This window comes from Bryobacter aggregatus MPL3 (assembly GCF_000702445.1).
Taxonomy (GTDB): Bacteria; Acidobacteriota; Terriglobia; order Bryobacterales; family Bryobacteraceae; genus Bryobacter; species Bryobacter aggregatus.
This window is the reverse complement of sequence record NZ_JNIF01000003.1, coordinates 3,570,173-3,595,364: the sequence shown is the minus strand read 5'-3', so window position 1 is coordinate 3,595,364 and position 25,192 is coordinate 3,570,173. Positions and strand designations below refer to the sequence as shown.

19 protein-coding genes are annotated in these 25,192 nt (G+C 57.8%); 11 read left to right on the top strand and 8 right to left on the bottom strand.

Annotated elements, in window-relative coordinates:
* Positions 1–111 precede the first annotated feature (111 nt).
* Entirely contained in the window at positions 112–702 is a 591-nt protein-coding gene (locus M017_RS0116630) for a SprT-like domain-containing protein (RefSeq protein ID WP_238325928.1), read from the top strand.
* Here M017_RS0116630 and M017_RS0116625 read toward each other — a convergent pair.
* The gene (locus M017_RS0116625) at positions 699–1,244 is read right to left on the bottom strand and encodes a hypothetical protein (RefSeq protein WP_031499258.1); all 546 of its coding nucleotides are present in this window, start codon (positions 1,242–1,244) and stop codon (positions 699–701) included. The genes M017_RS0116630 and M017_RS0116625 overlap by 4 nt on opposite strands.
* A 69-nt stretch (positions 1,245–1,313) precedes the next feature.
* Positions 1,314–2,132, bottom strand: a complete 819-nt coding sequence (locus tag M017_RS0116620; RefSeq protein ID WP_031499257.1) for a hypothetical protein — start codon at positions 2,130–2,132, stop codon at positions 1,314–1,316.
* 564 nt (positions 2,133–2,696) lie between these two features.
* On the opposite strand from M017_RS0116620, the gene M017_RS29390 reads away from it, so the two are divergent.
* On the top strand, positions 2,697–3,059 hold the full coding sequence (locus M017_RS29390; RefSeq protein WP_155121455.1) for a hypothetical protein: 363 nt from the start codon (positions 2,697–2,699) through the stop codon (positions 3,057–3,059).
* Here M017_RS29390 and M017_RS0116615 read toward each other — a convergent pair.
* The gene (locus tag M017_RS0116615; RefSeq protein ID WP_031499256.1) at positions 3,007–3,834 is read right to left on the bottom strand and encodes a helix-turn-helix domain-containing protein; all 828 of its coding nucleotides are present in this window, start codon (positions 3,832–3,834) and stop codon (positions 3,007–3,009) included. The genes M017_RS29390 and M017_RS0116615 overlap by 53 nt on opposite strands.
* 122 nt (positions 3,835–3,956) lie before the next feature.
* Here M017_RS0116615 and M017_RS0116610 point away from each other — a divergent pair, with 122 nt between their 5' ends.
* From M017_RS0116610 to M017_RS0116600, 3 genes are all read left to right on the top strand, one after another.
* Positions 3,957–4,520: a UbiX family flavin prenyltransferase gene (locus tag M017_RS0116610; RefSeq protein ID WP_035958488.1), complete on the top strand. Its 564-nt coding sequence runs from the start codon at positions 3,957–3,959 to the stop codon at positions 4,518–4,520.
* Between the two features lie 7 nt (positions 4,521–4,527).
* A complete protein-coding gene (pheA, locus tag M017_RS0116605) occupies positions 4,528–5,364 on the top strand; it encodes a prephenate dehydratase (RefSeq protein ID WP_031499254.1) in 837 nt (278 codons plus the stop codon).
* A gap of 206 nt (positions 5,365–5,570) precedes the next feature.
* Positions 5,571–9,053, top strand: a complete 3,483-nt coding sequence (locus tag M017_RS0116600) for an outer membrane beta-barrel protein (protein ID WP_080507871.1) — start codon at positions 5,571–5,573, stop codon at positions 9,051–9,053.
* 57 nt (positions 9,054–9,110) lie between these two features.
* Here the strand turns inward: M017_RS0116600 and M017_RS0116595 are convergent, their stop codons facing one another.
* On the bottom strand, positions 9,111–11,231 hold the full coding sequence (locus tag M017_RS0116595) for a putative Ig domain-containing protein (protein WP_238325927.1): 2,121 nt from the start codon (positions 11,229–11,231) through the stop codon (positions 9,111–9,113).
* Between the two features lie 275 nt (positions 11,232–11,506).
* Here M017_RS0116595 and M017_RS0116590 point away from each other — a divergent pair, with 275 nt between their 5' ends.
* The 3 genes from M017_RS0116590 to M017_RS0116580 are packed head-to-tail and all read left to right on the top strand — an operon-like array spanning position 11,507 to position 15,975.
* Positions 11,507–13,831 (top strand): DUF1592 domain-containing protein, encoded by a 2,325-nt coding sequence (locus tag M017_RS0116590; protein WP_051670284.1) that lies wholly within the window; start codon positions 11,507–11,509, stop codon positions 13,829–13,831.
* Entirely contained in the window at positions 13,828–15,174 is a 1,347-nt protein-coding gene (locus M017_RS0116585; RefSeq protein WP_238325926.1) for a DUF1552 domain-containing protein, read from the top strand. Before M017_RS0116590 ends, M017_RS0116585 begins: the two co-directional genes overlap by 4 nt.
* 24 nt (positions 15,175–15,198) lie before the next feature.
* On the top strand, positions 15,199–15,975 hold the full coding sequence (locus M017_RS0116580) for a nucleoside hydrolase (protein WP_155121453.1): 777 nt from the start codon (positions 15,199–15,201) through the stop codon (positions 15,973–15,975).
* On the opposite strand, the gene M017_RS27845 is transcribed toward M017_RS0116580, so the two are convergent.
* Genes M017_RS27845 through M017_RS0116560 form a run of 4 tightly spaced genes read right to left on the bottom strand, consistent with a single transcriptional unit; the run spans position 15,967 to position 21,048 of the window.
* Entirely contained in the window at positions 15,967–18,039 is a 2,073-nt protein-coding gene (locus M017_RS27845) for a response regulator (protein ID WP_031499248.1), read from the bottom strand. The genes M017_RS0116580 and M017_RS27845 overlap by 9 nt on opposite strands.
* A 10-nt stretch (positions 18,040–18,049) precedes the next feature.
* Positions 18,050–19,612 carry a GAF domain-containing hybrid sensor histidine kinase/response regulator gene (locus tag M017_RS26805; RefSeq protein ID WP_031499247.1) on the bottom strand — a complete coding sequence of 521 codons (1,563 nt, stop codon included), beginning with the start codon at positions 19,610–19,612 and terminating at the stop codon, positions 18,050–18,052.
* 39 nt (positions 19,613–19,651) lie between these two features.
* Positions 19,652–20,128 carry a GlcG/HbpS family heme-binding protein gene (locus M017_RS0116565; protein ID WP_035958485.1) on the bottom strand — a complete coding sequence of 159 codons (477 nt, stop codon included), beginning with the start codon at positions 20,126–20,128 and terminating at the stop codon, positions 19,652–19,654.
* A 29-nt stretch (positions 20,129–20,157) separates the two neighbouring features.
* On the bottom strand, positions 20,158–21,048 hold the full coding sequence (locus M017_RS0116560) for a ChaN family lipoprotein (RefSeq protein WP_051670282.1): 891 nt from the start codon (positions 21,046–21,048) through the stop codon (positions 20,158–20,160).
* An 18-nt stretch (positions 21,049–21,066) separates the two neighbouring features.
* Between M017_RS0116560 and M017_RS0116555 the strand changes: the two genes are divergently transcribed.
* The 3 genes from M017_RS0116555 (at position 21,067) to M017_RS0116545 (ending at position 25,187) form a co-directional block, all read left to right on the top strand.
* Complete coding sequence (locus M017_RS0116555) at positions 21,067–22,170, top strand: esterase (protein ID WP_051670280.1); 1,104 nt, start codon at positions 21,067–21,069, stop codon at positions 22,168–22,170.
* Between the two features lie 93 nt (positions 22,171–22,263).
* Positions 22,264–22,611: a PadR family transcriptional regulator gene (locus M017_RS0116550; RefSeq protein WP_031499243.1), complete on the top strand. Its 348-nt coding sequence runs from the start codon at positions 22,264–22,266 to the stop codon at positions 22,609–22,611.
* Between the two features lie 2 nt (positions 22,612–22,613).
* A complete protein-coding gene (locus M017_RS0116545; protein ID WP_031499242.1) occupies positions 22,614–25,187 on the top strand; it encodes an ABC transporter permease in 2,574 nt (857 codons plus the stop codon).
* Positions 25,188–25,192: the final 5 nt, after the last annotated feature.

The window sequence follows — 25,192 nt, the reverse complement described above, 5'->3', positions numbered from 1 at the left end:
TAGCCTGATCGTCGGATGCAGGTAGAGGAGATTTATGCGAGGGTGTTTGCCGAGTTGCGACCTACCCTGGCAACACCCGTGATTTCGGTTCGTTTTTATCGATTCACGAGCTTGACCAGTAATATTCGTCTCGTCCAGGGAGAATTACGGGTGAAAATATCCGATCTCCTTTCCGATGCCCCCCTGACCGTCCAGGAAGCTCTCGCCTATATTTTGCTCTCAAAGCTCTTCCGCCAGTCCCCTCCAGTGGAAATGATGTCCCACTACAAAACTCACCTGGCGGACATCCAGCTCACCGGGCGGGTCCATACCATCCGGCAGGAACGCGGCAAGAAACTGCTGGGGGCGGCAGAGGGCAAGTACTTCAATCTCGACCTGCTGTTCCGGCAGATCAATGAGACCTACTTTGAAGGGCTCATCCCCAAGCCACGCCTGGGTTGGAGCCTCCAGCGCAGCCGGACGATTCTCGGGCACTACGACGCCTCACATCACGCCATCGCGATCTCGCCGCTTCTCGACCAGCGGCACATCCCTGCTCTGGTAGTCGAGTATGTGCTGTTCCACGAGATGCTGCACATCAAGCATCCCGTCGAACAGAAGGGAATCCGGAGGCGCATCCACACCCGGGCCTTCAAAAACGAAGAAAAGGCCTTCCCGGGGTTCCGGGAGGCCAATGCATTCTTAAAGAAGGGTTTGTATTAAGCGGCAGCGGCCCCAAGGGCCGGGCGGCGCATCAGATTCTCTTCAAACTGCTGCAGCATAAGCACAAGCGGTTCGATCTCAATCGTACCAATCCCCAACCGGAAGAAAATCAACTTGATCTCGATGCGCAGCAACTGATAGCGAAACTTTGCTTTCAGGCTGTTGAGCTTCCCCACCAGATCTGCTTCTTGCTGCGAAGCACTGAGAAGCAGGTAGTGCATTTTGAACTCAATGCGATGGAAATCGAGGCGCATGTCGCTCAGATAACTCTGGAAGGCCATGATCCGGGCGCGACGGAAGCGCTCAAAGTCCGCAGTTCTTTCCCCCGCAAGTTCCCTGGCGACTGCCAGTTCGCTCGCATCGAGAATCCGGGTCATCGGAAGATAATACTCTGCGATCGATTGCCGGTCCCCGTTTGAGGCATCTGCGGCGCCAAGTGCAGAGAGAGATTGTGAGCGTTGCTTGACCCGCAAGACCAAGGCCGCTAGGATCACCACCAATGCCAGCGCCAACGCGAACACTACAATCAGGGGAGTACTCATACGAGAGCCAATGTACTTAGCCTAGAATGGGTGCCTATAAAAAGCAAGCAATATTAGGCAAAATGTTTTTTAATTAAAACGGTTCGCGTGCCGAACAGCACCAGGTTCCGACTTCTCTAAAGCGCGATTGAGTTGATCCAGGCGCGCCAGCATTACTTCAGCTTCTTCCTGGTTGATACGGCCACGAGGCGTATTCAAGGTGTCATCCGGACCTGGCCGGATCCGAATTGCCCACAACGAGTAAATCACAAATGCGCCAATCAATCCGATCTGACCGGCAAAGACACGAGTCTGGTTATAACTGCCGAATTCCGTCAGAAATTTAGCCAGGGCAGAAAGGAGAAATAGGGCGCCAACGAGAAAACAGTGGTTGAGATGGTTCCGCGAAAGAGGCACTGGCATCCAGGCCAGGAACGAGAGGAAGAGAAAGATAAAGAGAGCAAAGCCAATACTGGCAGAGGCCTGATACCGGATTGCCGCACGCAAAATCGGCGAACTCTCCACCGCTTGGAGAGAAAGATAGTAGTACCACGCGAATCCGACCAGAATCAGCACCACCCAAAAGACAAGAAGGGTTCTTCGCGAGGCCACTTGAATCGCCGGAAATGGCTGCAAGGCAACCGCTGTCAGTTCTCGAATCACAAAGAACTGGAACACGGTCGCCAGATAGGCCCAGCCGACGTAAACCCAGGCGTAAATAGTCGGATGTCCTACAACGTAAAGGATAAACATCTGCAACAAACTGCATAACAGCGACACGAGCATGTAGTTGCGAAACCAAGTAAAGGTCTTTCCCAAACCGGCCTGGGAGATGCGCCAAATGATGGCCGCCTGGGCAATTAAGCCAAGCACCCAGGAGATAGAGACAAGATCAAAGGAAAGAGACATGCTCGCTAAGGGGGAAACGAGGACTTTCCACGTCTCCCCCGAATCGTAGCATAGTGGCATCTGCAGGCCGTTTTAGCTATTCGTCAGGCTGTCGGGCTTGCAGGGTAAGCAAGGAGGAAAGGGATCTTCTACGACTGCGGCACTGGAAACGAGCTTGCAGGGCAAGCAGGAGGGGAATGGATCCTCTACTACACTAGTGGGCGCGGCAAACATCAGCGCTGCGGCAAAAAGGGTCACGGTAAGAATTTTCTTGAACATAAAAAAGCGAAGCTCCTCTGGGGTTTAATTCGCAGTAAAACGATGCTTTACTGCGGCAGTTCTAGGACGTCTAGTCCCAACGTGCCCAGATTACAGGCGGAGGGAATCGCTAAGGTTTTTCACCGAGATGTTTTCTTGATTCAGAACAAGAAAGGAGGGCCGTTCCCCCCCTCCTAATACCGATTGGTGTATGAATGTAATGTGGGGGAAGCTCGACAACCCGTAGGCAGCAGATCCTGGCAGAGGAGTGCGACAGAAGATCTCTGGAAGCGCACGCTCGCCCAAATTCCGACCAAGTTTGGGCAATTGGCATATCTCTCCCGATTAAGAAATCCGGAGACGGAGCGTTACGAGCACCATGGGCTCAATGCGGTTTTTGGAGAAGAGGCAGCCGAACAGGCGCTCCAAACCTCGCATTGGGAAGTGCTGGAGAGTTTTCTGGCGTTGAGTTTATTGGATCAGCGAGACGATGTGGAACGCTATCTGGAAGCGTCGCCGCTGTCGGTAAGGCGGGTGCTGACGAGTTGGGAGAAGACGCGGGCTTATCTGTCGTTTTTGCCGACGCAGAGCACGCCGGCACAAAAAGAACTGTTTGACGCCAATCTGCAGCTCATGATTAGGCATCTGCGTTCCGCTGACGCGGACGAGCGACCCCGGCAAGCTCCATAGCAACCCCAACCACCCGTCCCACCACTTCAATTTCATTGGGGTATAGGTAGACTTTCGGAGCCTCAGCCGCGCTGGGGTGAGAAATGACCATGAGCCGGTCCCGATCCAGATGGCACCATCCGCACTCATAGCCGTGGCGGTGCTCCAGGAAGTAAATTGGCCGGTCCCATTCATCCGCCCAACCCGAATTCACAATCTTGTTGGTCTCATTGATCAACAACAGGGAACCAGGCCGAAGGATGGGATACATGGACCAATCCTCGGTGCCAAGAAAAGCATAGTGCTTCCGCTTGGTATCCAATTGATTGAGCATCTGCAGGGGCAGTGCGCCCCAACGAGTCACCACCCGGCTGAGGAAAGTGGTCTGCCGCAGGTCAACGCCAGGGTCGAGGGAAAGAGGCGCCTGCACTTCTCCAAAACCAGTCGGAGCAAAGTGAATAGAGTGCGTTTGCTCCAGGCCATGCAAGTTCGCATCGGTCGCTTGCTCATCAAGAGCGATGCCATACCAGGAAAGGACTTCCAGGAAATCGAGACGGTAAATGGTTGCTAAGGAGTAAAGGCGAAACAGCGAGGGCAGAACGCCCTTGTTCTCAATTTCACTCAAGCGGCTCAAGCCGATCGAGTATTCTTCATTGGAATGCCGTTCTGCAATCCGTTGGCTAGCGACTTCTACCTCTCGGAACTTCAGTCCGAGACGTTCTCTCGCTTTACGAAGCTTTTGGCCTGCTTCGTCAGAGGTGATGACGGTCTTTGAAGGTGCGGAAACTGCCGCCATGTGAGAAACTTCCAGAGGAATTTCATTCCGATTATAGGCCAGTTTCGAGCCAGGTGAAAAGCCTTTCGCCGAGAGCTGTTCCGAAAACAGAACAAGAAGGGTGCCAACAGGAACAGAACGTCATGAAAAAACGTGTCATCGTCGCGATGAGCGGCGCATCAGGAGCAATTTATGGAATCCGCCTCCTCGAACGCCTTCGCGAGGGCGGAAATGCCGAAACGCACCTGGTGATGACCCGTAGCGCCGAGAGAACCATTTATCTCGAGACTGAGAAGTTGTCGCAGGACGTTAAAAATCTCGCAGATTTTCACTACCCCGTAGAAGATATAGGGTGTAGATTGGCGAGCGGAAGCTTTCCGATGGACGCGATGGTCGTCGCCCCCTGCTCCATTCACTCTATGTCGGCGATTGCTGCCGGAATTTCATCGAACCTACTGGTAAGAGCGGCAGATGTCACCTTAAAGGAGCATCGGCGACTCATTTTGATGCTTCGGGAGACCCCCTTGCACCTGGGACACCTGCGAACCATGGTGAGTCTTGCCGAAATGGGCGCCATTCTCGCCCCTCCCGTTCCCGCCTTTTATACAAAACCAGTGAGTATTCTTGATATCGTGGATCATTCGGTGGATCGCATCCTCGACCTGCTGGGTCTACCGTCTGCTGACACCAAGCGATGGGATCATTAGATAGGGTATGAAACAGAACAAGGAATATATCAGAGCGGGATTCCAAGGAGAGAGGGGTGCGTTCAGCGAAATTGCTGTCCGCCAATTGTTGGGAAGCGAGAGCGATCCCATCCCGTTCGAGTGGTTCGATGGAGTATTCCAGGCGCTCGTCGATAAGAAGGTCGAAGCCGCTGTCATCCCCATGGAAAACACGCTGCACGGCAGCGTGATTGAAAATTTTGATCATCTGTTGAACTACGATGTCGAAGTGATTGGCGAGACCAGTGTCAGGATCGTCCACAATCTGATTGCCCTTCCCGGTGTTGCCTTCAAGGATGTGAAAGAGGTCTATTCACATCCAGTCGCACTGAACCAATGTCTGAAGTTCCTCCAGGCCAATCCCCAGATCGAGAAAAAGACCTTCTACGACACCGCAGGCAGCGTCAAAATGCTCGCCGAGACCAAGCGCCGAGACGCCGCCGCCATCGCCTCCAATCTGTCTGCCGACATCTATGGCGCCCGCATCCTGAAGCGCGGAATCGAAGACGACCGGGCCAACTTCACCCGTTTCTTTCTCCTCCAGCGCAAGGGCGGCACAGTCAAAGGCAAGCAGCCCCCGTCGAAAAAAGTCTCCATCGTGTTCTCCACCAAGAACGAGCCGGGAAGCCTCTTCCGCGCCCTCGCCTCGCTCGCCCTGCGCGACATCAGCCTCAATAAGATTGAGAGCCGTCCCCTCAAAGGGAAGCCGTGGGAATACCTCTTCTATGTTGATTTTGAGGGGACATTAAAAGACACTAAAGTACAAAACGCCATCCGCAATCTCGAAGAGGTTACAGATGACCTGAAAGTACTCGGCGGCTATTAACGACAAACATTAAGCCTGTGTAGTCTTCCATCACAATATGGAGATTGGAAGCCCGCTCAGGCGGTCTTTGCCCTCAAGAATGTGGAAAAAACCTGGACTTCTTCATTGATTTCTAGCGGAGTGGGCTTGTTTCAAAAAAGTTGATGGCGATTGTCACTCCACTGTTATAAGATCTCGTGAGACTCTTGGGAACGCGAGCTAAGTCTATGAAAATTCATAGCTTGCCCCTTCCAAAAATAGAATCACGACGAGGTCAAATGATAGGAAATCAATTAATACGATGGGCCGTCGGCATCCTGCTTTGTTGCGGGATGGCCTTCGGTCAGACGGCGACAGGCTCCATTAGCGGAACCATTACCGATTCTAATGGTGCGGCAGTCCCAGGAGTAAAGGTCACTGCAACGAGCACCGCAACGGGCGCCAAATTAGAAGCAACGTCGAATGATGCTGGCTTGTACGTATTTCCCGCAATGCCAACCACGTTCTATTCGATCGCCTACGAAAAAACAGGTTTCAAAAAGAGAACTGAAACCAATATCGAAGTACGTATTGCACAGCGTCTCGACATCAATATTAAACTCGAACTCGGCGACGTCCAGCAGACCATCGAAGTCCGTTCGGAAGCTCCGCTTCTCGAAACCTCCACCAGCGACAAAGGTGCGAACTTCTCCTCGAAGTTCATGAGCGAATTACCACTGTTCACCGGCGCCATCCGCAATCCCCGCAACTTCCTGACTTACATGCCAGGCGTAAACGCGGGTGCGGAAACCAGCATCTCCGGCTCGGGCGGCCGCGCGGGTGAAGTCCAGATTGACGGTGCGTCGCTCATCATTCCGGAATCGGGCGGCACCGTGTTCAACATGCCCTCCGCTGAAATGTTCCAGGAATTTAAGCTGATCACTGGCGGCTACTCTTCTGAGTATGGTCGCTTCGGTGGCGGCGTCGAAACCTACGTCACCAAGAGCGGCACCAACTGGTACCACGGCAGCGCCTTCCACAACATGCGTCGTGATATCTGGAACGCCAACTCCTGGCAGAATAACTCCAGAGGTGTAGGTCGCCTGAAGGATCGGCAGAATGAAATCGGCGGATCCGCTGGTGGTCCCGTCTTCATTCCAAAGGTCTACGACGGACGCGAGAAGAGCTTCTTCTTCTTCACCTACACCCAACGCTTGTTGCCAATCAGCCTGACTGGCACCGGTGTCAGCGGTATTCCCGTCTCCACCGTCCCCACAGCGCTCATGCGCACTGGCGACTTCTCGGAACTGGGCAACCAGCTGATCTACGATCCGAACACCACGGCCAATGGCACTCGCACCCCCTTCCCAGGAAACAAGATTCCTGCGGAGCGTTTCAGCAAAGTTTCTAAAAATTTGTTGCCATTAATCCCGCTTCCAACCCGTGCTGGTACCCAGAGCAATTATGACTTTTTCAACACCACATCGACGGAGCAGAAAGTCTGGAGTATCAAGGCAGACCACAACTTCTCTGTGACCAATCGCCTCGCCTTTTTCCTCAGTAAAGAGGATGGCGGCTCCACCGACACCAACGTATTTCCTGGAGCTCTGGGACAGGGCATTGTGAACGGACAGAAGCCGTGGAACATTCGCGTTAACCACGACTACTCCTTTACCCCCACCTTCTTCATGCATACGACTTTCGGTTACTCCGCGGTACGTCAGACCTGGGATAACCCCTATCAGAAAGGCTATGCATCCAAACTCGGAATTCCTGGTGTGCCAGCCCAAGGTGATTCGCTTCCGGTCATCCGTTTCAGCGGCCCCGCAAGTCTCACCAATTATGGTGCGCAGGACGGCAAGGTTTCTTCCGGCGGCCAAGACAATGACACCATCATGATTACCCAGGGCTATAGCTGGATTAAGGGCAAGCACGAACTGAAGTTCGGTTGGGATTATCGTTACCTCACCACCTTTGGTTTCGACTATGCTGGCTCCAATGGCAACTACCTCTTCGGCCGAGGCGAAACCGGCCTGCCGAACACTTCGAGCGGCAGCGGACATGAGTTTGCCAGCCTCTTATTGGGTCAGGCAGACCAGGCTAGCAACACACTCTTGCCCATCCTCCTCAACCAGATTCGCTATCGCTACTCTGCGGGCTATATCAACGACAACTTCCGCATGACCAAAAAGCTGACATTGAACCTCGGTCTACGCTACGAAGTACCAATCGGCTGGCACGTGGAACAAGGCAACTACTCGAGCCTCAACCTCACCAAGCCGAACCTCGGCGCAGGTGGCCTCCCTGGCGCACTCGATTTCTACGGCAATGGTCCGGGACGTGCCAACGTTCTCCGCCCCTACCCCACTGATTTTTCCAACATCGGACCCCGCCTCGGTTTCGCCTATCAAGCGACCAGCAAGACAGTCATCCGTGGTGGCTGGGGAATCTTCTACCAGACCCTCGGTAACGGTGGTTGCGGCTGCCGTCAGGGTTTTGCCAACACGAACAGCCTCGCCTCAGCGAATGGCTTCGACGCAGTCCTGAATTGGGATAACGGCATCCCGGTGCCTGCCGGATATCGTCCTCCCCCAATCCTTGACCCGACGCTCTCCAACATGCAGAACGCTGATTATCTCGGACCCAAGTTCGGCAAGGCTCCTAGGATCTACAACTGGAGCTTCAACATCCAGCACGATCTCAAGGGCTGGCTCATCGATCTCGCCTATGTTGGCAACCGTGGTTCTGGGATGAACTCCACAATCACACTGAACCAACTCCCGGTGAGCAACCTGTCGCGCGGCAGCATCCTCACACAGCCGATCACTTCACAGTCGGCAATCGATGCCGGCTACAAGCTCCCTTACGCAAACTTCCCCACCAACCGTACGGTGGCTCAGAGCTTGCGTCCCTTCCCCCAATACCTTGACGTTCTCAGCCGCAACTCGGGTGATGGACAGACTTGGTATGACAGCTTCCAGGCCAAACTCGAACGCCGCTTCGGCAACTTCCAGTTGTTGAGCAGCTTCGTCTGGTCCAAGTCACTCTCGAACGCCCACTGGCGCCAGATCTTCTCGCAAAACGGGAACATCGGCACGCAGGATGCCTACAACATTGCAGACGGCAAATCCCTCAACCCCTTTGATCAGCCGAAGGTGTTGAACATCATCTGGACCTACGACATGCCATTCGGCAAGAACAAGCGTTACCTCGCCAACTCCAACAAGATCGTCAACGGTCTGGTGAGCAACTGGGTTGTCAGCGGCGCGCAGCGTTACTACTCGGGCAACCTGATCCAGATCGTCACCCCCGGCAACCCGCTCGGGTCGACGCTCTTCTCAACGGCCACCAAGGCGAACGTTTCCGGCCCGATCCGTACCAATGCCGGTTACGATTCTCTGGATCCGAACAATCAGAACTCCCGCTGGTTCAATAGCGCGGCCTTCTCAGCAGCCCCGGCATTTACCCTCGGCACTTCGGCCTTCTACAACAACGACTTCCGTCAACCAATGATCGCAACCGAGAATATCGGCATATCGAAGAAGACGACTCTGTGGGAGAACGAGAAGAACCCGGTTGTTCTCATGATCCGTGCGGACGCCTTCAATGCCTTCAACCGCACCCGCTTCGGCGGGGTGAACGGCTCCATCGGCAACGTCAACTTCGGGCGCCCAACAGCCCCCCAAGTCGGCGCTCGCGTCATCACCATCGGACTCCGTTTGAACTTCTAGTCTCAAGACGTTATTCCGATCAAAAGGGCGACTGCGAAAGCAGTCGCCCTTTTTGATTTACTTGATTGCCATCGTCACGCCCGCCTGTGAATCCACTCCCCCAATGTTGACCACCACTGGAACCGCCGCTCCACTGCTCACCGTAGCGGGCACCGTCACATTCAACTGCAACAAGCCCGGCACACTCCCAACCGGTGACTGCGCCGCCATCACCACCGCCGCTTGTCCACCGATCGTGACGCTCACCGGCGCATTGGGGATGACAGCAGGCGAAGCGTTGACCAGAGTATCGGCGACAGGCAAATTCGTCGTCCCCATCCCACTCGCATAGAGCACAATCGTCTGCCCCTTCAAGGCCGGGGCGGCAGTTCCGTTCAGCGAGTAATCCCCAGTCGCCGTGTTGTAGTTCAGAATCGCCCCCTGCCCCCGGCCAGACGCATCGGTCGTATAAACGCCCGGCGCCGTCGCTGCAAGCGCCAGGGTCACTGGCTGCGAAACCAGGGTGTTGTTCGAAACAGCCACATCTACCGTCGAGCCGGAAACCGAGTAGGGAATGATCGCGCTCACCTGATTGGTGCTCGTATAGAGAATCGGGGCAGGTGTACCATTCACCAGCACGCGCGTACTCGGAGAACTCGCAGGAAGAGCGGTTGGAATCTGTGGGGCGGGCACGGTGGGATTGAATAGAGTCAGCGCCGAAGGCCCCAACCCCAGACCGAAAATGGTGACAATCTGGCCCGGAGACACGCTGCCCTGGAGAAAGCTGGCTGAATCGACCACCGCGTTGATCTGCGGCTGTGGACCAAAGATCTGGAATTGTGCGTCATTCGAGATTCCCCCACCAGGACTCGGCGTCGTAATCGCCAGACGCAGGATCCCCGGACTCGTCAGGTACGACGAGGGAAGCGTCACCAGCATGGCATTCTCCCCCACCACTTTCCCTGTCAGATTCCCCGTCGTGCCGACAGAGACCGGTGTCCCTGTGATCGCGCCTGTTGTCGCATCGATCACAAGACCAGCTGGCAGATTCGTCGCGGACCAGGAATAGCTCCCCACCCCGCCATAAGCAGCAGCGGAGACTCCGTTCGCATAAGCCGTGTTCAAAATCCCGGTTGGAATCGCTCCCATGCCACCGGTGATGCGCGGGACAGTAGGAGGCGCCGACGGCAAAACAATCATCTTCACCGGTAGGTAGGCAGAAGAGGCGATCGGTGTTCCCGAATCAAAAACCTGCAGCGTGAAGTAATAAGTGCCCGCTGCACTTGGAGTTCCCAGGATCGATCCGGAACTGATACTGAGCCCTGGCGGGAGCACGCCACTCGACACCGCCCAGAAATATGGCGCGCTTCCCCCCGCAGCACGGAGCGCCAGATTCGCATAGCCAGACCCCACAATCGCTCCCGGCAGAGGCGAGCCCATATCGATCCGCAATGCAGAGGAGGATCCTGGATACACCGGAATAAAAAAGCTTTCCGTCGCAGTATTCGTTCCATCGCTCACGGTAATCGTGGCTTCCGTCGTAAAACCACTCACCGCGATGGTCGAATTCGCAAAGTAATTCAACCCATTCACCGTCACAACACTCTGTGGGGACTGCTGGATCAGCCCGGATGGCCAGGTACTCAGGATTGTCGGTGGCGCAGCGACCACCGTCAAGGTGACCGGAATCGTGAGGGAAGGATTTGCGGCAGCCGCAGCCTTGATCGTGATATTCGCGGTATACACCTTGGGGGCCAACCCTGAGGGATCCACGCTCACCTGGATTGAGTTGAACAGACCGGCGAGCGTGATATTCCCTGTCGGCGTCACCTTCAGCCAGGGAGCGCTCTGTACACTCACAGTAGCCGCGGTAGCCGCACCCGTATTGGAAAGAAGAAAAGCGGAGCGCAAGGCCGGATTTCCAGCAACGATCTGACTCGTCGTATAGGCGAAAGAGAGCGCCGAGGGAGAAACAGTGATCGTCGGCGGCGGAGTTCCCACCGTCAGAGTGACCGAGACACTCGCCGTGGGCGCGGGACTGCCGCTCGTTCCGGTCAGTAGAATCGTGCCGCTGTAACTGCCAGCGCCCAGTCCGGTTGGATTGACCTGCACACTCAAGGTCTGTGGAGTGCGGCCGCTCGACAGCGAGACCAGCAGCCATCCCGCATAGGCAGGAGCTGGCCCAGACACCGAAACCATGAAACTTTGTCCCGTGGGAACACTCTGAACATTCAGAGTCTGTGCGGCTGGTAACGTTGTCGCGCCAACGGTCGCCGAGAATTTGAGTGTGGCGTTATTGACGGTTAGAGTCTGTGCCAACGAACTCCACGCGAGAATAAAGAAGAGGACGAAATTTGTATGATTCCACATCGATCTGCTATTCCATGGATCGGCGTTAGAAATCCCTACAACATTGGCCTAAAGTGTTTTTGGGGAATACCCAGATTTGCTATAAGATGAAGGCACCGCAATCTATGATCCAGGTTCCCGTTCGCTATCTCCGTACGATCTTGCTCGTGGCGCCGACGTTGCTTGCCCAGGAAACGCCGCATGATTTTGCAACTTCTGTCAAGCCGTTGCTCACGAAATCCTGCTCGCCGTGCCACAACGATCGGAACGCCTCCGGGAGCGTGAACATTCTGCCCTTCACGAATCCGGCATCGGTGGGAGAGTATCGCGAAGATTGGGAACGCATTGTCCGCAAGCTCAAGACCGGTGAGATGCCGCCGAAGGGCTTTCCCCGCCCCGCGCAGGCCCAAGTCGACGGCCTCCTCAGCTATCTGAACCTGGAGTGGGAAAAGGCCGACGCGAAGATCAAGCCCGATCCCGGCCGCGTCACCGCACGCCGTCTGAATCGCACCGAATACACGAATACGATCCGCGACTTGCTCGGTGTCGATTTCCGCGCCGACCGGGACTTCCCCACCGACGACTCCGGTCACGGCTTCGATAACATTGGCGACGTCCTCAGCATCTCTCCGCTGCTGATGGAAAAATATCTGAACGCGGCCGAGCGCATCTCCGCGCGCGCGCTTGGACTCGAACCGCTCCCGAAGAAGCCCCTGGAATTCACCTATGTCAGCCGGGAAAAGACGATTCGCCGTGTCGCGCCCTCGCTGATTGAGGCAGAGCATCGCGTCGATTGGGATGCCGAGTATGAGATTGAAATCGGTCTGCCAGGCGAGCGTGCCAAAGGGGAACCCGTGCTGCTCGGTTTCTGGATGGACGGCAAGCTGATCCATACCCAGCTCATTGAGACCAAGCCCTCCGGCCTGGTCTACTTCAACCCCTACTCGAACGAAACCTTCCGTCTCGCGCTGCCCGCAGGCGAGCATCGCTTCCGCGCTGGCTTCATCGACGATGCCTTCGTCAAAACGCTTCCAGCCGCAGACCTGTACTCGAACAAGAAGAACAAGTACCTCGACATGATCAAGTTTGTCGGGCCTTTTGCCGCGAAGTCGGAGCCCGCCAGCCGGAAAGCGCTCCTCACCTGTGATCCCAGCACCGGCATGGCTTGCGTCGAGAAGATTTTGGCGCCGCTCGTGCGCCGCACCTGGCGCCGTCCGGCAACGCCTGCGGAGATCAAGTCGCTCGCCCGCTTCGTTTCAATGGCGAAGGCCGACGGACAGACCTATGAGCAAGGGCTGCAGGTCGCCATGGCGGCGATGCTCGTCTCGCCCCACTTCCTGTTCCGGGTGGAACGCGATCTCCATCCGAACGACCCGACCCAGACGCATCCTATCTCGAACTTTGAACTCGCCTCGCGGCTCAGCTACTTCCTCTGGTCTTCCATGCCGGACGAAGAACTGCTGAAACTCGCCGAGCAGGGCAAACTGCGCGATGCGGCCACGGTCGATGCTCAGGTCAAGCGCATGTTGAATGACCCCAAGTCTGCTGCGCTCGCAGCGAACTTTGCCGGCCAATGGCTGGAAACCCGGAATCTCAACAGCGTCAAGCCAGACCCGAAGAAGTTCCCCGAATGGGGCCCGGAATTGCGCGATGCGATGGCAGAAGAAACACGGCTGTTCTTTGAAGCCGTTCTGCGCGAAAATCTCCCCATCTCCACCTTCCTCGATGCGAAGTTCAGCTTCCTCAACGAGACGCTGGCGAAGCATTACAAGATCGATGGAGTCACCGGCCCGGACTTCCGCCGTGTCGATCTCACGGGTACCCAGCGCGGTGGCGTCCTCACCCAGGCGAGTGTTCTCACGGTGTCGAGCTATCCTTCGCGCACCTCGCCCGTGATCCGCGGCAAGTACATTTTGCAGAACATCTTCGGAGCGGCGCCCCCACCACCACCTCCCGACGTTCCCACGCTCGATGAAGACGCAGTAGGCAGCGCCGGTTCGCTGCGCCAGCAACTCGAAAAGCACCGTTCAAATGCAATGTGCGCCTCCTGCCACAACCGCATGGACACGCTCGGCTTTGCTCTCGAGAATTACGACGGCACCGGCAAGTGGCGCGATCTCGATGGCAAGTTCACCATTGAACCTGCTGGGACACTGCCGAACGGCAAGAGCTTCCAAAACCCGGCAGAGCTCCGCAGCCTGCTCACGCAGGATCTGAGCGAATTCACGCACAACCTCACCGAGAAGATGATGATTTACGCACTGGGACGTGGCCTCGAGCGCTACGACCGGCGCACCCTTGAAAGCATCACCAACAAGATGGCTGCCGACGGCTATCACTTCCAGACCTTGATTTTTGAAGTCGTTCGAAGCCTCCCATTTCAGACCAGACGGGCAGAGTATTCCAAGGCGCCCGTTGCAAAAACAACGAAGGAGATCGCACAAAAGTGATCACGCGAAAGTCCCTGTCCCGACGAACCCTGCTCCGTGGAGTGGGTACAGCCATTGCCTTGCCTGCATTGGACGCCATGGCCCCCGCATTCGCTTCCAGCCAATTACCCGGTCCCAAGCCCGTGCGCATGGCCTTCGTCTATGTGCCCAACGGCATCGACATGAAGCATTGGACGCCGGACAACGAAGGCGCCTTCCCCGCCTCGTTGCCGCGCATCCTCAAGCCGATGGAGCCCTTCCGCAACGACTTCACCTTGCTGTCGAATCTGACGCATAACGGAGGCCGCGCGCTGCTCGACGGCCCCGGCGATCACGGCCGCTGCTGTGGCGGCTATCTGTCCGGCATCCAGCCTCGCAAGACCTTCGTTGACATCAAAGCTGGCATCTCGATGGACCAGATCGTGGCCAATCAGATTGGCGGGCAAACGCGCTTCGCCAGCCTGGAAATTGGTCTGGAAGACGCACGCCAGGCCGGCGATTGCGATTCCGGCTATTCCTGCGCCTACACCAACAATCTCTCCTGGCGCAGCGAAACCCAGGCTCTGCCCCCCATCCTCGACCCGCGCGCTCTGTTTGAGCGCCTCTTCGGGACCGGCGCAGAGCTGTCCCCCGAAGCACGCGCCCGCCAGGCCAAATACCGCAAGTCGATCCTCGACTTCGTCATGGGCGACACCCAGAAGCTCGAAAGCAATCTCGGCCCCACCGATCGCCGCAAGCTCGACGAGTACATGTCCAGCATCCGCTCGATCGAAAAGCAACTGGAGCGCGCCGAGAAGGACACCGCCCGCATCAATCCCGGCATGGACAAGCCCTACGGCATCCCCGCCGACTTTGCCGAGCACTTCAAGCTGATGACGGACATGATCACAGTCGCCTTCCAGGCCGACATGTCGCGCGTTGTCACCTTCCTCGTCTCGCGCGAAGGCAGCTCGCGTGCATATCGTGAAATCGGCATCCCCGACGGTCACCATCCGCTCACCCATCACATGAACAAGCCGGACCTCATTGAGAAGGTGACGCAGATCAACACCTACCACATGACGCAATTTGCCGGATGGGTGGAGAAACTGAAAGCCACCAAGGAAGGCGACTCGAACCTGCTCGACAACTCGATGATCGTCTACGGCGCCGGTCTGTCAGACGGCAATCGCCACACCCACGAGGATCTACCCACGATCATCGCGGGCCGTGCCGGTGGCTACATCAAGCCGGGCCGCCGTATCACTTCGCGCCGCGAGACGCCGATGTCCAACCTCTATCTCACGATGATGGATCGGATGGGGGTCAAGGTAGAACACTTTGGCGACGCGACTGGCCGCTTGAACGGTCTGGACCTCGGATAGGATTTCATGCAACTGAACGGACAGATGCGCCCCCCGATCGGGGTGGTGTTCGACGCCGCCTTTGGCGACAACCTGGATGATTTTCTCGCTCTTTGTTTGCTGTACTCGCTCGACAACCGGAATGAATGCCGGGTGGTTTCGCTGTCCACGGAAAAGGACAATATCCACTCGGCGGCCCTCCTCGATATCCTCAATCGGATGTACGGCGGCCGGCCTTTCCCCATCGGAATGGCCATGGCGAAACAGCGCGGCCAGGAGACAGCCTTGCTCAAGGCCGCCATGGAGAATCAGACGCCCACGATCAAGAGCCTGGTCGATACGGCCGAGCCTCATGGTTTGATTCGCAACGCCCTCACCGCGCAGCACGACGGCAACGCGATCGCCATTTGTGTCGGCCCGACAGACAACTTCAAGGACCTGCTCCACTTGCAGGGCGCCATGCCTGTCATCCAGGCCAAGGTCAAAACCTTTTACATCGTGGGAGAAGATCCCAAGCCGCTGGAAGGTTGGCCCACACCAACCGTCCTCGTTCCATACCGGGAAGCCGCCGCGATCCACTGGAAACCAGTGGCAACGGACTTCTCCTGGAACGAGACACATCCCGCCGCACAGGCTCTCTCCGCAGCGCCCGGTGCCAAGCTGAACTATGCCGGGATGCTCACCGTCCTGCATGCCGTGAGAAGCGCGGATTTTCCGCTTCCGCTGCCTGCGGACAAAGTACCTGCCGTTGAAAAAGCGTTCGCGGAGCTCACCGGGGCCAAACCAATTCCCCGCCAGCGCATGCGGCCGCCTTCAGCCTGAAACGCGCCGCACTTCCTCGAGAAACAGATCGAGGTCCAGCGGCTTCGTCAGCACGGCGCAAGCGCCAAATACTTTTGCCAGGCCAAGAAACTGGCCGCTAAAAGCCCCGGAGACTGCCACCACTGGCATCTTCGGGTATCGCTTGCGCACCAACTGGATCGTTTCCAGGCCCTCTCGCTCTGGCATCACAAGATCGGTCACCATCACATCGATAGGCCGGGATTCCAAACGGCGTAGCGCCTCAAGACCATTGGACGCCTCGATTGCGATATAGCCGGCCCGGCCAAGCGTATCCACAATCAACCGCCGTACTGAGTGATCGTCATCCACCACCAGCACCGTCACGGGAAGCTGTCTTTGTTCCAGAACATCCACACAGAGTCCCGCAAGATCATCCGTTTGGAGAGGCAGAGGCAGAAAGTGCTCGCGATGACCCAACGAATCCTCTGCCAACGCATCCGGGCGAGACAAATAGATCACGGGCAAACCAGGCTGCAAGCTGCGGATTTCTGCCACCACCGGCGAGTCTTCCCGCATGCGGTCCGTCACCAGCAAGTCGAAGGTCTGTGTTGGATCTGCCGCACAGGCAAGCGCAACGGCATCACCATCAGCCGCCACCACACTGTTCCCGGTAGCATCCAGGGTGGCTTGGGCAAGCTCCCGGGCCGCCAGGTCCTCCGCCAGCAGAAGAATCCGCCGGCCCCGGCCCCGCGCAGTTCCATTTGCCAAGGACTTGCTTTCCCCCGTCTCGACGCGGGGAAACTCGATGTGAAGCCTCCTCCCCGATCCCTCCGCCTCCTCCACCTGAAGACGGGCCCCCATCGCAGCGGCAGCAGCCATGGGAGCCATCGCCCGATCGCGGCCACTACCGTCGTCTTGCACCGTAATCCGAACGGCATCCTTTGCCGCATGTGTGGTCGCAATGAAAATGCTCTTGGCCCCGCCACCGGAGCCAAGAGCTGTCGCCACAATATCGAGCAGGAAGCGTTCGAGCTGCAAAGGATCGACCTTCACCTCTCCAAGCCCCGTCTCCAATCGATACTCGATCTGAACCTCCGGCGGCACCATGCGCGGGAGCAGAGACTGCAGCCGCTCAATCACATCATTCACCTGCACCACTCTCGAGAGTGTTGGCAGCTTGCGGCCCAGTACAAGCAACTGGCGCGTCAGCTCCTCTGCTTTCTCTCCCGCAATGCGGATCGCCTCAACGCCGGCACACAGCGGATCGGTAGAGTGAAGCTGTTTCCGGGTGATGCCGGCGTAGCCATTGATGACCGTCAGCAGGTTGTTAAACTCGTGCGCGATGCTGCTCACGATCAGTTCAAACACCTGATCTGTTCCGTTCTGGCGCACCTGCGCTTCCATGTTCACCACCCGTGTCAGATCTTGGAGCAACGCAACGCGCGCGGGCTGTCCATTCCACTCCAGGTCTTCCATTTGCACTTCGACAAAGAGAGTCCTGCCATCCTTGGTGAGATGCGTCCAGATCTCTTTCTTTGCTTGGTCCGGAGCACCGTTCACTGCCGCCAGAGGCACGGCCTCTGGCGGCCAGATCGCCGGTATGGACAAGGTAAGGAACTCCGCCTCCGAATAGCCATAGAAACGCAATGCAGCCTGATTGACGGCCAGCAGGCGTTGCGTCTCCCGTTGGCTCACCCACATCGGTTGTGGATGATGTTCAAACATTTGCTGCACAAGATGCACGTCCTTCATCGCACCCACCAGCCGGACCGGCTGCTCCTCCTCATCCCGCAATACAGAACCGTGATCGGAAACATAACGATAATGCCCATCGCGGCAACGGAATAAATAGGTACAGCAAAAACGCGAAGAGTCGCCTCGGAGTGCCGCATCCATCAGTTGCAGGACACGGTCGCGATCCTCAGGATGGATCCGTTCTGCCCACCACTCAAGACCCGATTCGACTTCACTGAGCGCATACCCGAAGAGATTGATGTTTTCGTTCCACGCAATTTGGTTCGCGCGAAAGTCATAGTCATAAATGGCATCATCAGTCGCCATCAAGAGCAGGCGATACTTTTCGAGCATCTCTTCAGATTGCATGGAAAGCCCTTCAATGGCGCATCGGGGAGTACTTTAAGAGTTCCTTTTTCAGCGCTTCAATTTCGATCGGCTTTGTTACGAATCCATTCATACCGCAATCGCGGCATTTTTGCCAGTCCTCCACGAGGCTACGCGCGGTGAGGGCGATAATGGGGATCTCACAGAAGGCCCGCTCGCGCATCTGCCGGATCGCGCGCGTCGCTTCGAAGCCATCCATCTCGGGCATCTCACAATCCATGAGCACGATGTGATGCTCCCCTCCAGCCAATGCCTCGATCGCCAGCCGGCCATTCCCCGCCACCGCCACTTCACAGCCCAGATGCTGCAACATCCCGCGAGCTACAAACTGATTGACCGGATTGTCTTCCACCAGCAAAACTTTGAGCCCGGGCGGAATCTCCGGGCTCACTTCAAATCGCAGATGGCAGAGAAAGGTACTGCCCCGCCCGACTTCGCTCTCCACCGTGATCTCGCCGCCCATCGCCCGAACAATCTCTCGAGAGATCGCCAACCCAAGGCCTGTCCCGCCATAGTCCCGGGAGATCTCATCAGAGCCCTGCTCAAATGCCGTAAAAATCCGGTCGTGGAATTCCGGGGCAATTCCGATGCCGGTATCGCAAACACGCACAGTCCACCCGCCGGCCAAACTGGTGCTCTTTGCTGAAACAGAGATCAACCCTCCCCGGGGGGTAAACTTCAATGCGTTGCCTACCAGATTATTGAACACCTGGCCAAGACGAAGACGGTCGCCCAACACCCGATCGGAACGTCCATCGCCAGGCTCCAGAATCAGGCGAACCTCCTTGCTCCGCGCCAGAGGGGAGAAGTTCCGCACCACAGATTCGAGGAGTTCGCGCAGAAAGAAGGGACGGCTGCTGATCTCAAGCGAGCGGGATTCCAGCTTGCTCACATCGAGCACATGATCCACCAGGTTCAGCAACAACTCTCCGGAATTACAGATGGCCTGCAGCAGTTCCCGTTGTTCGCTGTCCAGGCGTGTGCGGCTCAGCAGTTCGCCTGCGCCCACAATGCCATTCAGAGGAGTCCGGATCTCATGCGACATCGTCGCCAGAAAACGACTGCGCACCTCAAGCGCGGCGCGAAGCTCGCGCGACTGCTTCCGGGCCTCAAAAATCAGGATCGCCTGCCGGCTCAGGACGTTGAGCAAGTCGACATGCTCCGCACGAAACGCATGAGGTTTGAAATCGACAACACTCAGCGATCCCACGACAAAGCCTCGTGGAGAGACCAGTGGCACACCGGCATACGCTTGGATGCCATGGCAAGAACTACCGTCGAGCTGCTCAACCACTACAGAGGGTTGCCCCAGCAGCAGACCTTCGCAGCAGCTCCCCCCACGCTCGAGCTCCCGGACTCCATCCCAACCATGAGCCGAAAGCATGGTGATCCACTTTTCGCCCAGGAGGCTGATGAATGCAGACGGGACTCCGCACAGGCGCGCCGCCAGTTCTGTAATCGCGTCGAATTCAGAATCCGGGGCGGTATCTAGGACCCGGTAAGCACTGAGTTCTTCTAACCTTTGTGCTTCTTGTGCTGCGCCTTCCGGCTGCATGTCTGGATCTATTTTGACATGTAATTAGGAAGGCCCAGCCTACCTAAGAGTACTAGAGACCTTTTGAATCCCTTCATTGGCGCAAGCTTCATCCTTCTCGCCACCCGGAGCGCCGCTCACGCCAATTCCACCAATCACATCGGCTCCTGCGCGAATCGGAACGCCTCCCGCAGCCGCTACAGTACCTTCCACCAATGGAATCGGGCCGGCAGCCGCCCAGGCCTTCAACGTCTCCGCGCTGGTCCGCTTGAAAGTCATCGCAGTATAAGCTTTACGCTTCCCGTGTTCGAGTGTATGTGGCCCCGTGCCATCACCGCGTAACTGCACCTTCACATGCCCGGCCGCATCGACAATCGTAACGCTCACTGCATAGCCATCGGCCTTACAACGATCCATGGCCCCTTGTGCGATCTTGATTGCAATCTCGACAGGCAACACCTTCTGTCGCGGTAACTCTTGGCCTTGCGCCATTGCAGCAACCAGCCCAAGAAGGGCAGAGAAAGAAAATCGTTCCAAACTCATCCCTGTATCTTATGCTGCCCACGCTACTTTTTCGCAGCCGTCTCCTGCGTCACAATGACGAAGTCTCCTTTGCCCTTCATGGACTCCGCATCAAAATTCGGAAAGTGCTTCGAGGGCGCCATCGTCACCACCATCACCCGCACCCCAGGACGGTAACGCTTCAAATGCTCCACCGTTCCCAGATGCTGTTCCGTATGGAAGCTGCCATTCACATGCACCACCCGCCGCTCCGGTTGCCGCGTCAGATGCTGTGCAATTGAGAATGACATGCCCGCGTCCCATAAGGCCTGCGCCGCAAGCGCTCGCGGAATGTTCATCTCTCCCGCCGGCACTGGCGATTTCGAATCCGCCGCCTGCTTGCGGCTCTCTTCCATCACGCGTATAAACTTCGCGGCATAGTCGGCAGACGGTTCTGCATAAGGCAGCGGCGGGAGATACGATCGAGCCTGCGCCGAAAGATCATTGAGGGATTCGCGTCCCAACCGGCTCACCCGGTTCAAATAGCGGCGCGGCGCATTGGCCGCGAGCACCGGCAGCTTCTTCAACTTTGCGTACTCGATCAGGTCCCGGTAATCGGTCTTGTAGTTCTTCCAGGCACGCCCGGACGCCATCAGATGCTCTTCCGGGATCAGACCCTGCAGATACTCATCCACAACAGGCTGCGTATCCGTCTCAAACATCTCGAGCGAGAGCGTTGTCTTCTCATCGGCGATGCCCTCGAAGAGCCGCTTCTCGAGATAGTGAGCCACTGGATCTGTATGGATCTCGCCCAGAAAGATCACATCATAATGGCGGGCCTCACTCACAATGGCTTCGAGACTTGCCGTCTCGCCGCCGCTGCGATAGACATGAAATTTTGCATCCATGGCCGGATCGGCGGCAAGAGCAAGCAACAGACAAAGAACGCGCACCATAGGTGTAGGATAGTGCGCATGACTCGCCGCCTGCTTGCTGCCGCCCTCTTCGGCTTCACGGCCTTTGCCCAAGCCCCACCCCCGCTGCTCTCTCCTGAAGTCACCAAGGACCGGCATGTCACCTTCCGCCTGCGGGCCCGTACGGCCGAGAAGGTGGACCTTCTCCTCGAAGGCAGTCCCCGCCAGCCGATGAGCAAGAGCGACGATGGCGTCTGGAGCCTCACCGTCGGGCCCCTCGCGCCAGACATCTACGGCTACACCTTCAGCATCGACGGCACCAACTTTCTGGACCCCGCCACTGGCGAGATCAAGACGAATGCGCTCAGCCCCAACAGCATGGTGCTCGTGCCCGGAGACACGCCCGAAGCCTGGGAGCAAACGAAGGTCCCCCACGGCACTGTCCACCATCATTTCTTCGCGTCCGCCATTGCCGGTGACCAGCGCGACTTCTTTGTCTACACTCCGCCCGGCTATCAACCCTCCAAGCGCTACCCGCTCCTTGTGCTCCTCCACGGCATGAGCGATAAAGCCGATGCCTGGACCACCGTCGGCAAAGCGAATCTCATCTTCGACAACCTTCTCGCCGCCGGAAAGATCCGGCCGATGATCGTCGTCATGCCGCTCGGTTACGGGGCGCCCATTGACTCCCTCCGCACCGGCCTGCCGCGCGATCCCGCCATCTGGGGAAAGAACGCCGAAAATTTCGCCCGCACCTTACTCGAAGAAGTGCTTCCCCAGGCGGAACAGATTTATAAGCTCGCGAAAGACCGCAAGCACCGCGCCATCACCGGCCTTTCGATGGGCGGCAGCGAATCCCTGCTGATTGGTCTGAATCATCTCGACCAGTTCGCTTATGTCGGCGCATTTTCAGGCGGTGGCATCACCCCGAATGCCAAGCCTGAAGATCGCTACCCCAAGCTACTCTCCGATACCAAGAATCGGCCCTCGCTCCTTTGGCTGGCCGCGGGCAGCAGCGACCAGGCCCATGCGCCAATGATCCGGCTCTCTGAATGGCTGAAGTCGAAACAGATTGACAACACCTGGGTCTCAACGCCCGGTGCGCACAACTGGCTGGTCTGGCGCCGCTACCTCACCACCTACTCGACCTTGTTGTGGAAGTAAGCAGCAGCGCTTAGCGCCTGCTGCCTCTGGACCTTACTTCAGACAAGTCAATCACTCCACGCCGGCTATATCCACTGTGGCTATAATAGCGGCATGAAGCCAGAGTCGCTCCTCCCGCTGCCTGCCGCCACCTTCCACATTCTGCTTGCCGTCACGGACGAAGATCGTCACGGCTACGCGATCATCCGCGACATTGAAACTCGTACCGCTGGCGCGTTGCGTCTCAGCGCCGGCACGCTCTACCGCTCGATCCAACGGATGGTCGAGCAGGAGTTGATTGTCGAAACCGAGGAGCGGCCCGACCCAGAGTTTGACGACGAGCGGCGGCGCTACTACCGCATCACTCCCTTTGGGCGCAAAGTGGCCAGGGCCGAGACGCTGCGCTTTGCCAGTCTGGTGGATCAGGCCCGCGCGCTGGGTCTGATGCCGGGGAGGTCTTAGCCATGTGGTTCTACAAGCTCCTCCTCTACTTCTGCCCGGCATCCTTCCGCGATGAGTATAGCCGCGAGATGGAGGCAGTCCATCAGCGCCGCCTGCGGCAGACCTCGGCGATCGGGCGTGTTTGGGTCTGGCTCGATGCGGTGAGCGACATTCTCACTACTGGCGCCGCGGCCCACTGGGATCTTCTGGTGCAGGATACTGGCTATGCAGTCCGCAACGCTTTCCAATCCCGAGCCTTCAGCCTGGCCGCCATCTTTGTCACCGCACTGGGAATCGCTGCCGCCACCACTGTCTTCTCTGTTGCGGACCATGTTCTGGTTCGTGCCCTGCCCTTTCCGCAACCGGAGCAGTTGGTGAAGCTCTGGGAAGACGAGACGGAGAAAGGCTTTTCGCAGGTGGACGTCTCGCCCGCCAATTACCGGGATTGGCACTCGGCTAACGCCAGCTTCTCCGCGATGGCGGCCTTCCGTGGCCTCTCCGTCAATATGACAGGAAATGGTGAGCCCGAACGCCTGGAGGGCGCCGCGGTCAATGTGGCGATGTTCCCCATTCTGGGCATTGCTCCGTTGCTCGGCAGAACCATGAGCGCCGACGAGGATACGCCGAATGCCGCCGGTACGGCCGTGCTCAGCTACGGATTCTGGCAACGCCGTTTCGGCGGCGATCCTGGCATCATTGGCCGCAGCATCCTCTTTGACGGCCAGCCCCACATCGTCATCGGCGTCATGCCCAAAGACTTCTACTTCCCGCGCCGAGAAGTACAAATGTGGACGGCGATGCGTTTTGACAACGAGGACTACGTAGACCGTGGCAACAAATATCTCTCCGTCCTTGCGCGACTCAAGCCCGGCGTCTCGATCGAGCAGGCCCGCCAACAGATGCAGGCAGTGGGGAGGCAATTGTCAGAGAAGTATCCAGCGTCTCTGGCCAAGATCGGAGTGAGTGTGGTGCACATGCGCGACGAGCTCCCGCAGCGCACCCGTACGCTCCTGGACGTCCTGGTGGCCGCCGCGCTCTTTGTCTTATTGATCGCAGTCACCAATCTGGCCAACCTGTTTCTCGCCCGCTCCGCAGCACGGCGCGGGGAGATCGCGATTCGTCTCGCGCTCGGCGCCGGACGCGCACGCCTGATCCGGCAACTGCTGACCGAGAGCCTGCTGCTCGCCGTGTGTGGCGGAGCGCTGGGCACGGCGCTTTCGATTGCTGGCGTGCCGCTGTTGTCGCGGCTGGTTCCGTCGTCCTTACCCATTGCCGAATCGCCCACAGCCGACTGGCGGCTACTGCTGTTTGCGCTGGCCGCCACAATCCTGACAGCGATCGCCTTCGGCGTGATTCCCGCCTTCCGCTCCACTCACGGAACCCTGGCCGTGCGCAGCGCGACGGCACATCGCAAAGATGCAGTGCGCCGGGCGCTTGTCATCGTGCAGGTGGCTGCCTCTGTTGCGCTGATTGCTTCCACCGGCCTGTTGCTGCGTGCGCTACTGCAAGTGGAACGGACCAACCCTGGCTTTCAGGTGGAGCACACACTCGCCTTCCGCACTTCGCTGCCGATGCCGAAGTATCTCGACACCGCGCCTCGCGAGCGATTCTACAGAAGCGTGCTGCAGGATCTGCGCGCGCTGCCCGGAGTGCGTGCGGCATCGGTGATCAGCTTCCGTCCCTTGGGTGATTTCCGCGGGGGCATGTGGGAAACCGTGATCGCGGGACAAACGAGCAATGTCCATGCGGGCGCCCGTTTCATCGAACCCGGTTATTTTGCCACCATGCGCATTCCACTGCTCCGCGGCCGCGACATCAATGAAGCAGATGGCCGCTCGTCACAGCGAGTAGCGGTGGTGAGCCAGGCCTTCATCCGCGAATACTTCCCTGGTGAGGATGGCTTAGGCAAGAGCTTCGGCATTGGGTTTGGAGGTCTGCAGTTCACCATCATCGGCGTGGCGAGCGATATCCACTACCGCTCTCTCGAAAGGCGAAGCGAACCGCTGATGTACTTCGCCCACGCGCAGATGCCCGACAACGCCTTCAGTTGGTTTGCGCCCAAAGACTTTATCGTCTCCTCAATTGGAGACCCGCTGTTGTTGCTCCCCGCCATCCGCAAGATTGTCGCCAAGGCAGACCCGAACCAGCCGGTTTCTGACGTCAAGCAGCTCGGCGATCTCCTCGGGGACGAGACCTCGTCCCGCCGCACGCAGCTCTGGGTCATTGGCGCCTTTGCCTTCGCCGCCTTTCTGCTCGCGGCGATCGGCATCCATGGGCTTCTGTCTTTTGCTCTCTCGCAACGGATCGAAGAAATTGGCCTGCGGCGCGCACTGGGTGCGCAGGCAGCGCACATCGCCAGCCTCGTTCTTGGAGAAGCCGCACTGCTGTCACTACTGGGCTCGCTGGCCGGAATCGTTGCTGCTTATGCCTTGGGCAAGAGCATGGAAGCCTTCCTCCTCGGTGTTTCGCCGACAGATCCTTGGACTCTCGCCGCGGCCATCGTGTTTGCGGGGTTGATGACCGTGGCCGGCTCGCTGCTGCCAACCATCCGTGCAGTACTGATCGATCCGGCGACGGCTTTGCGCCGGGTCGCTTGATACAA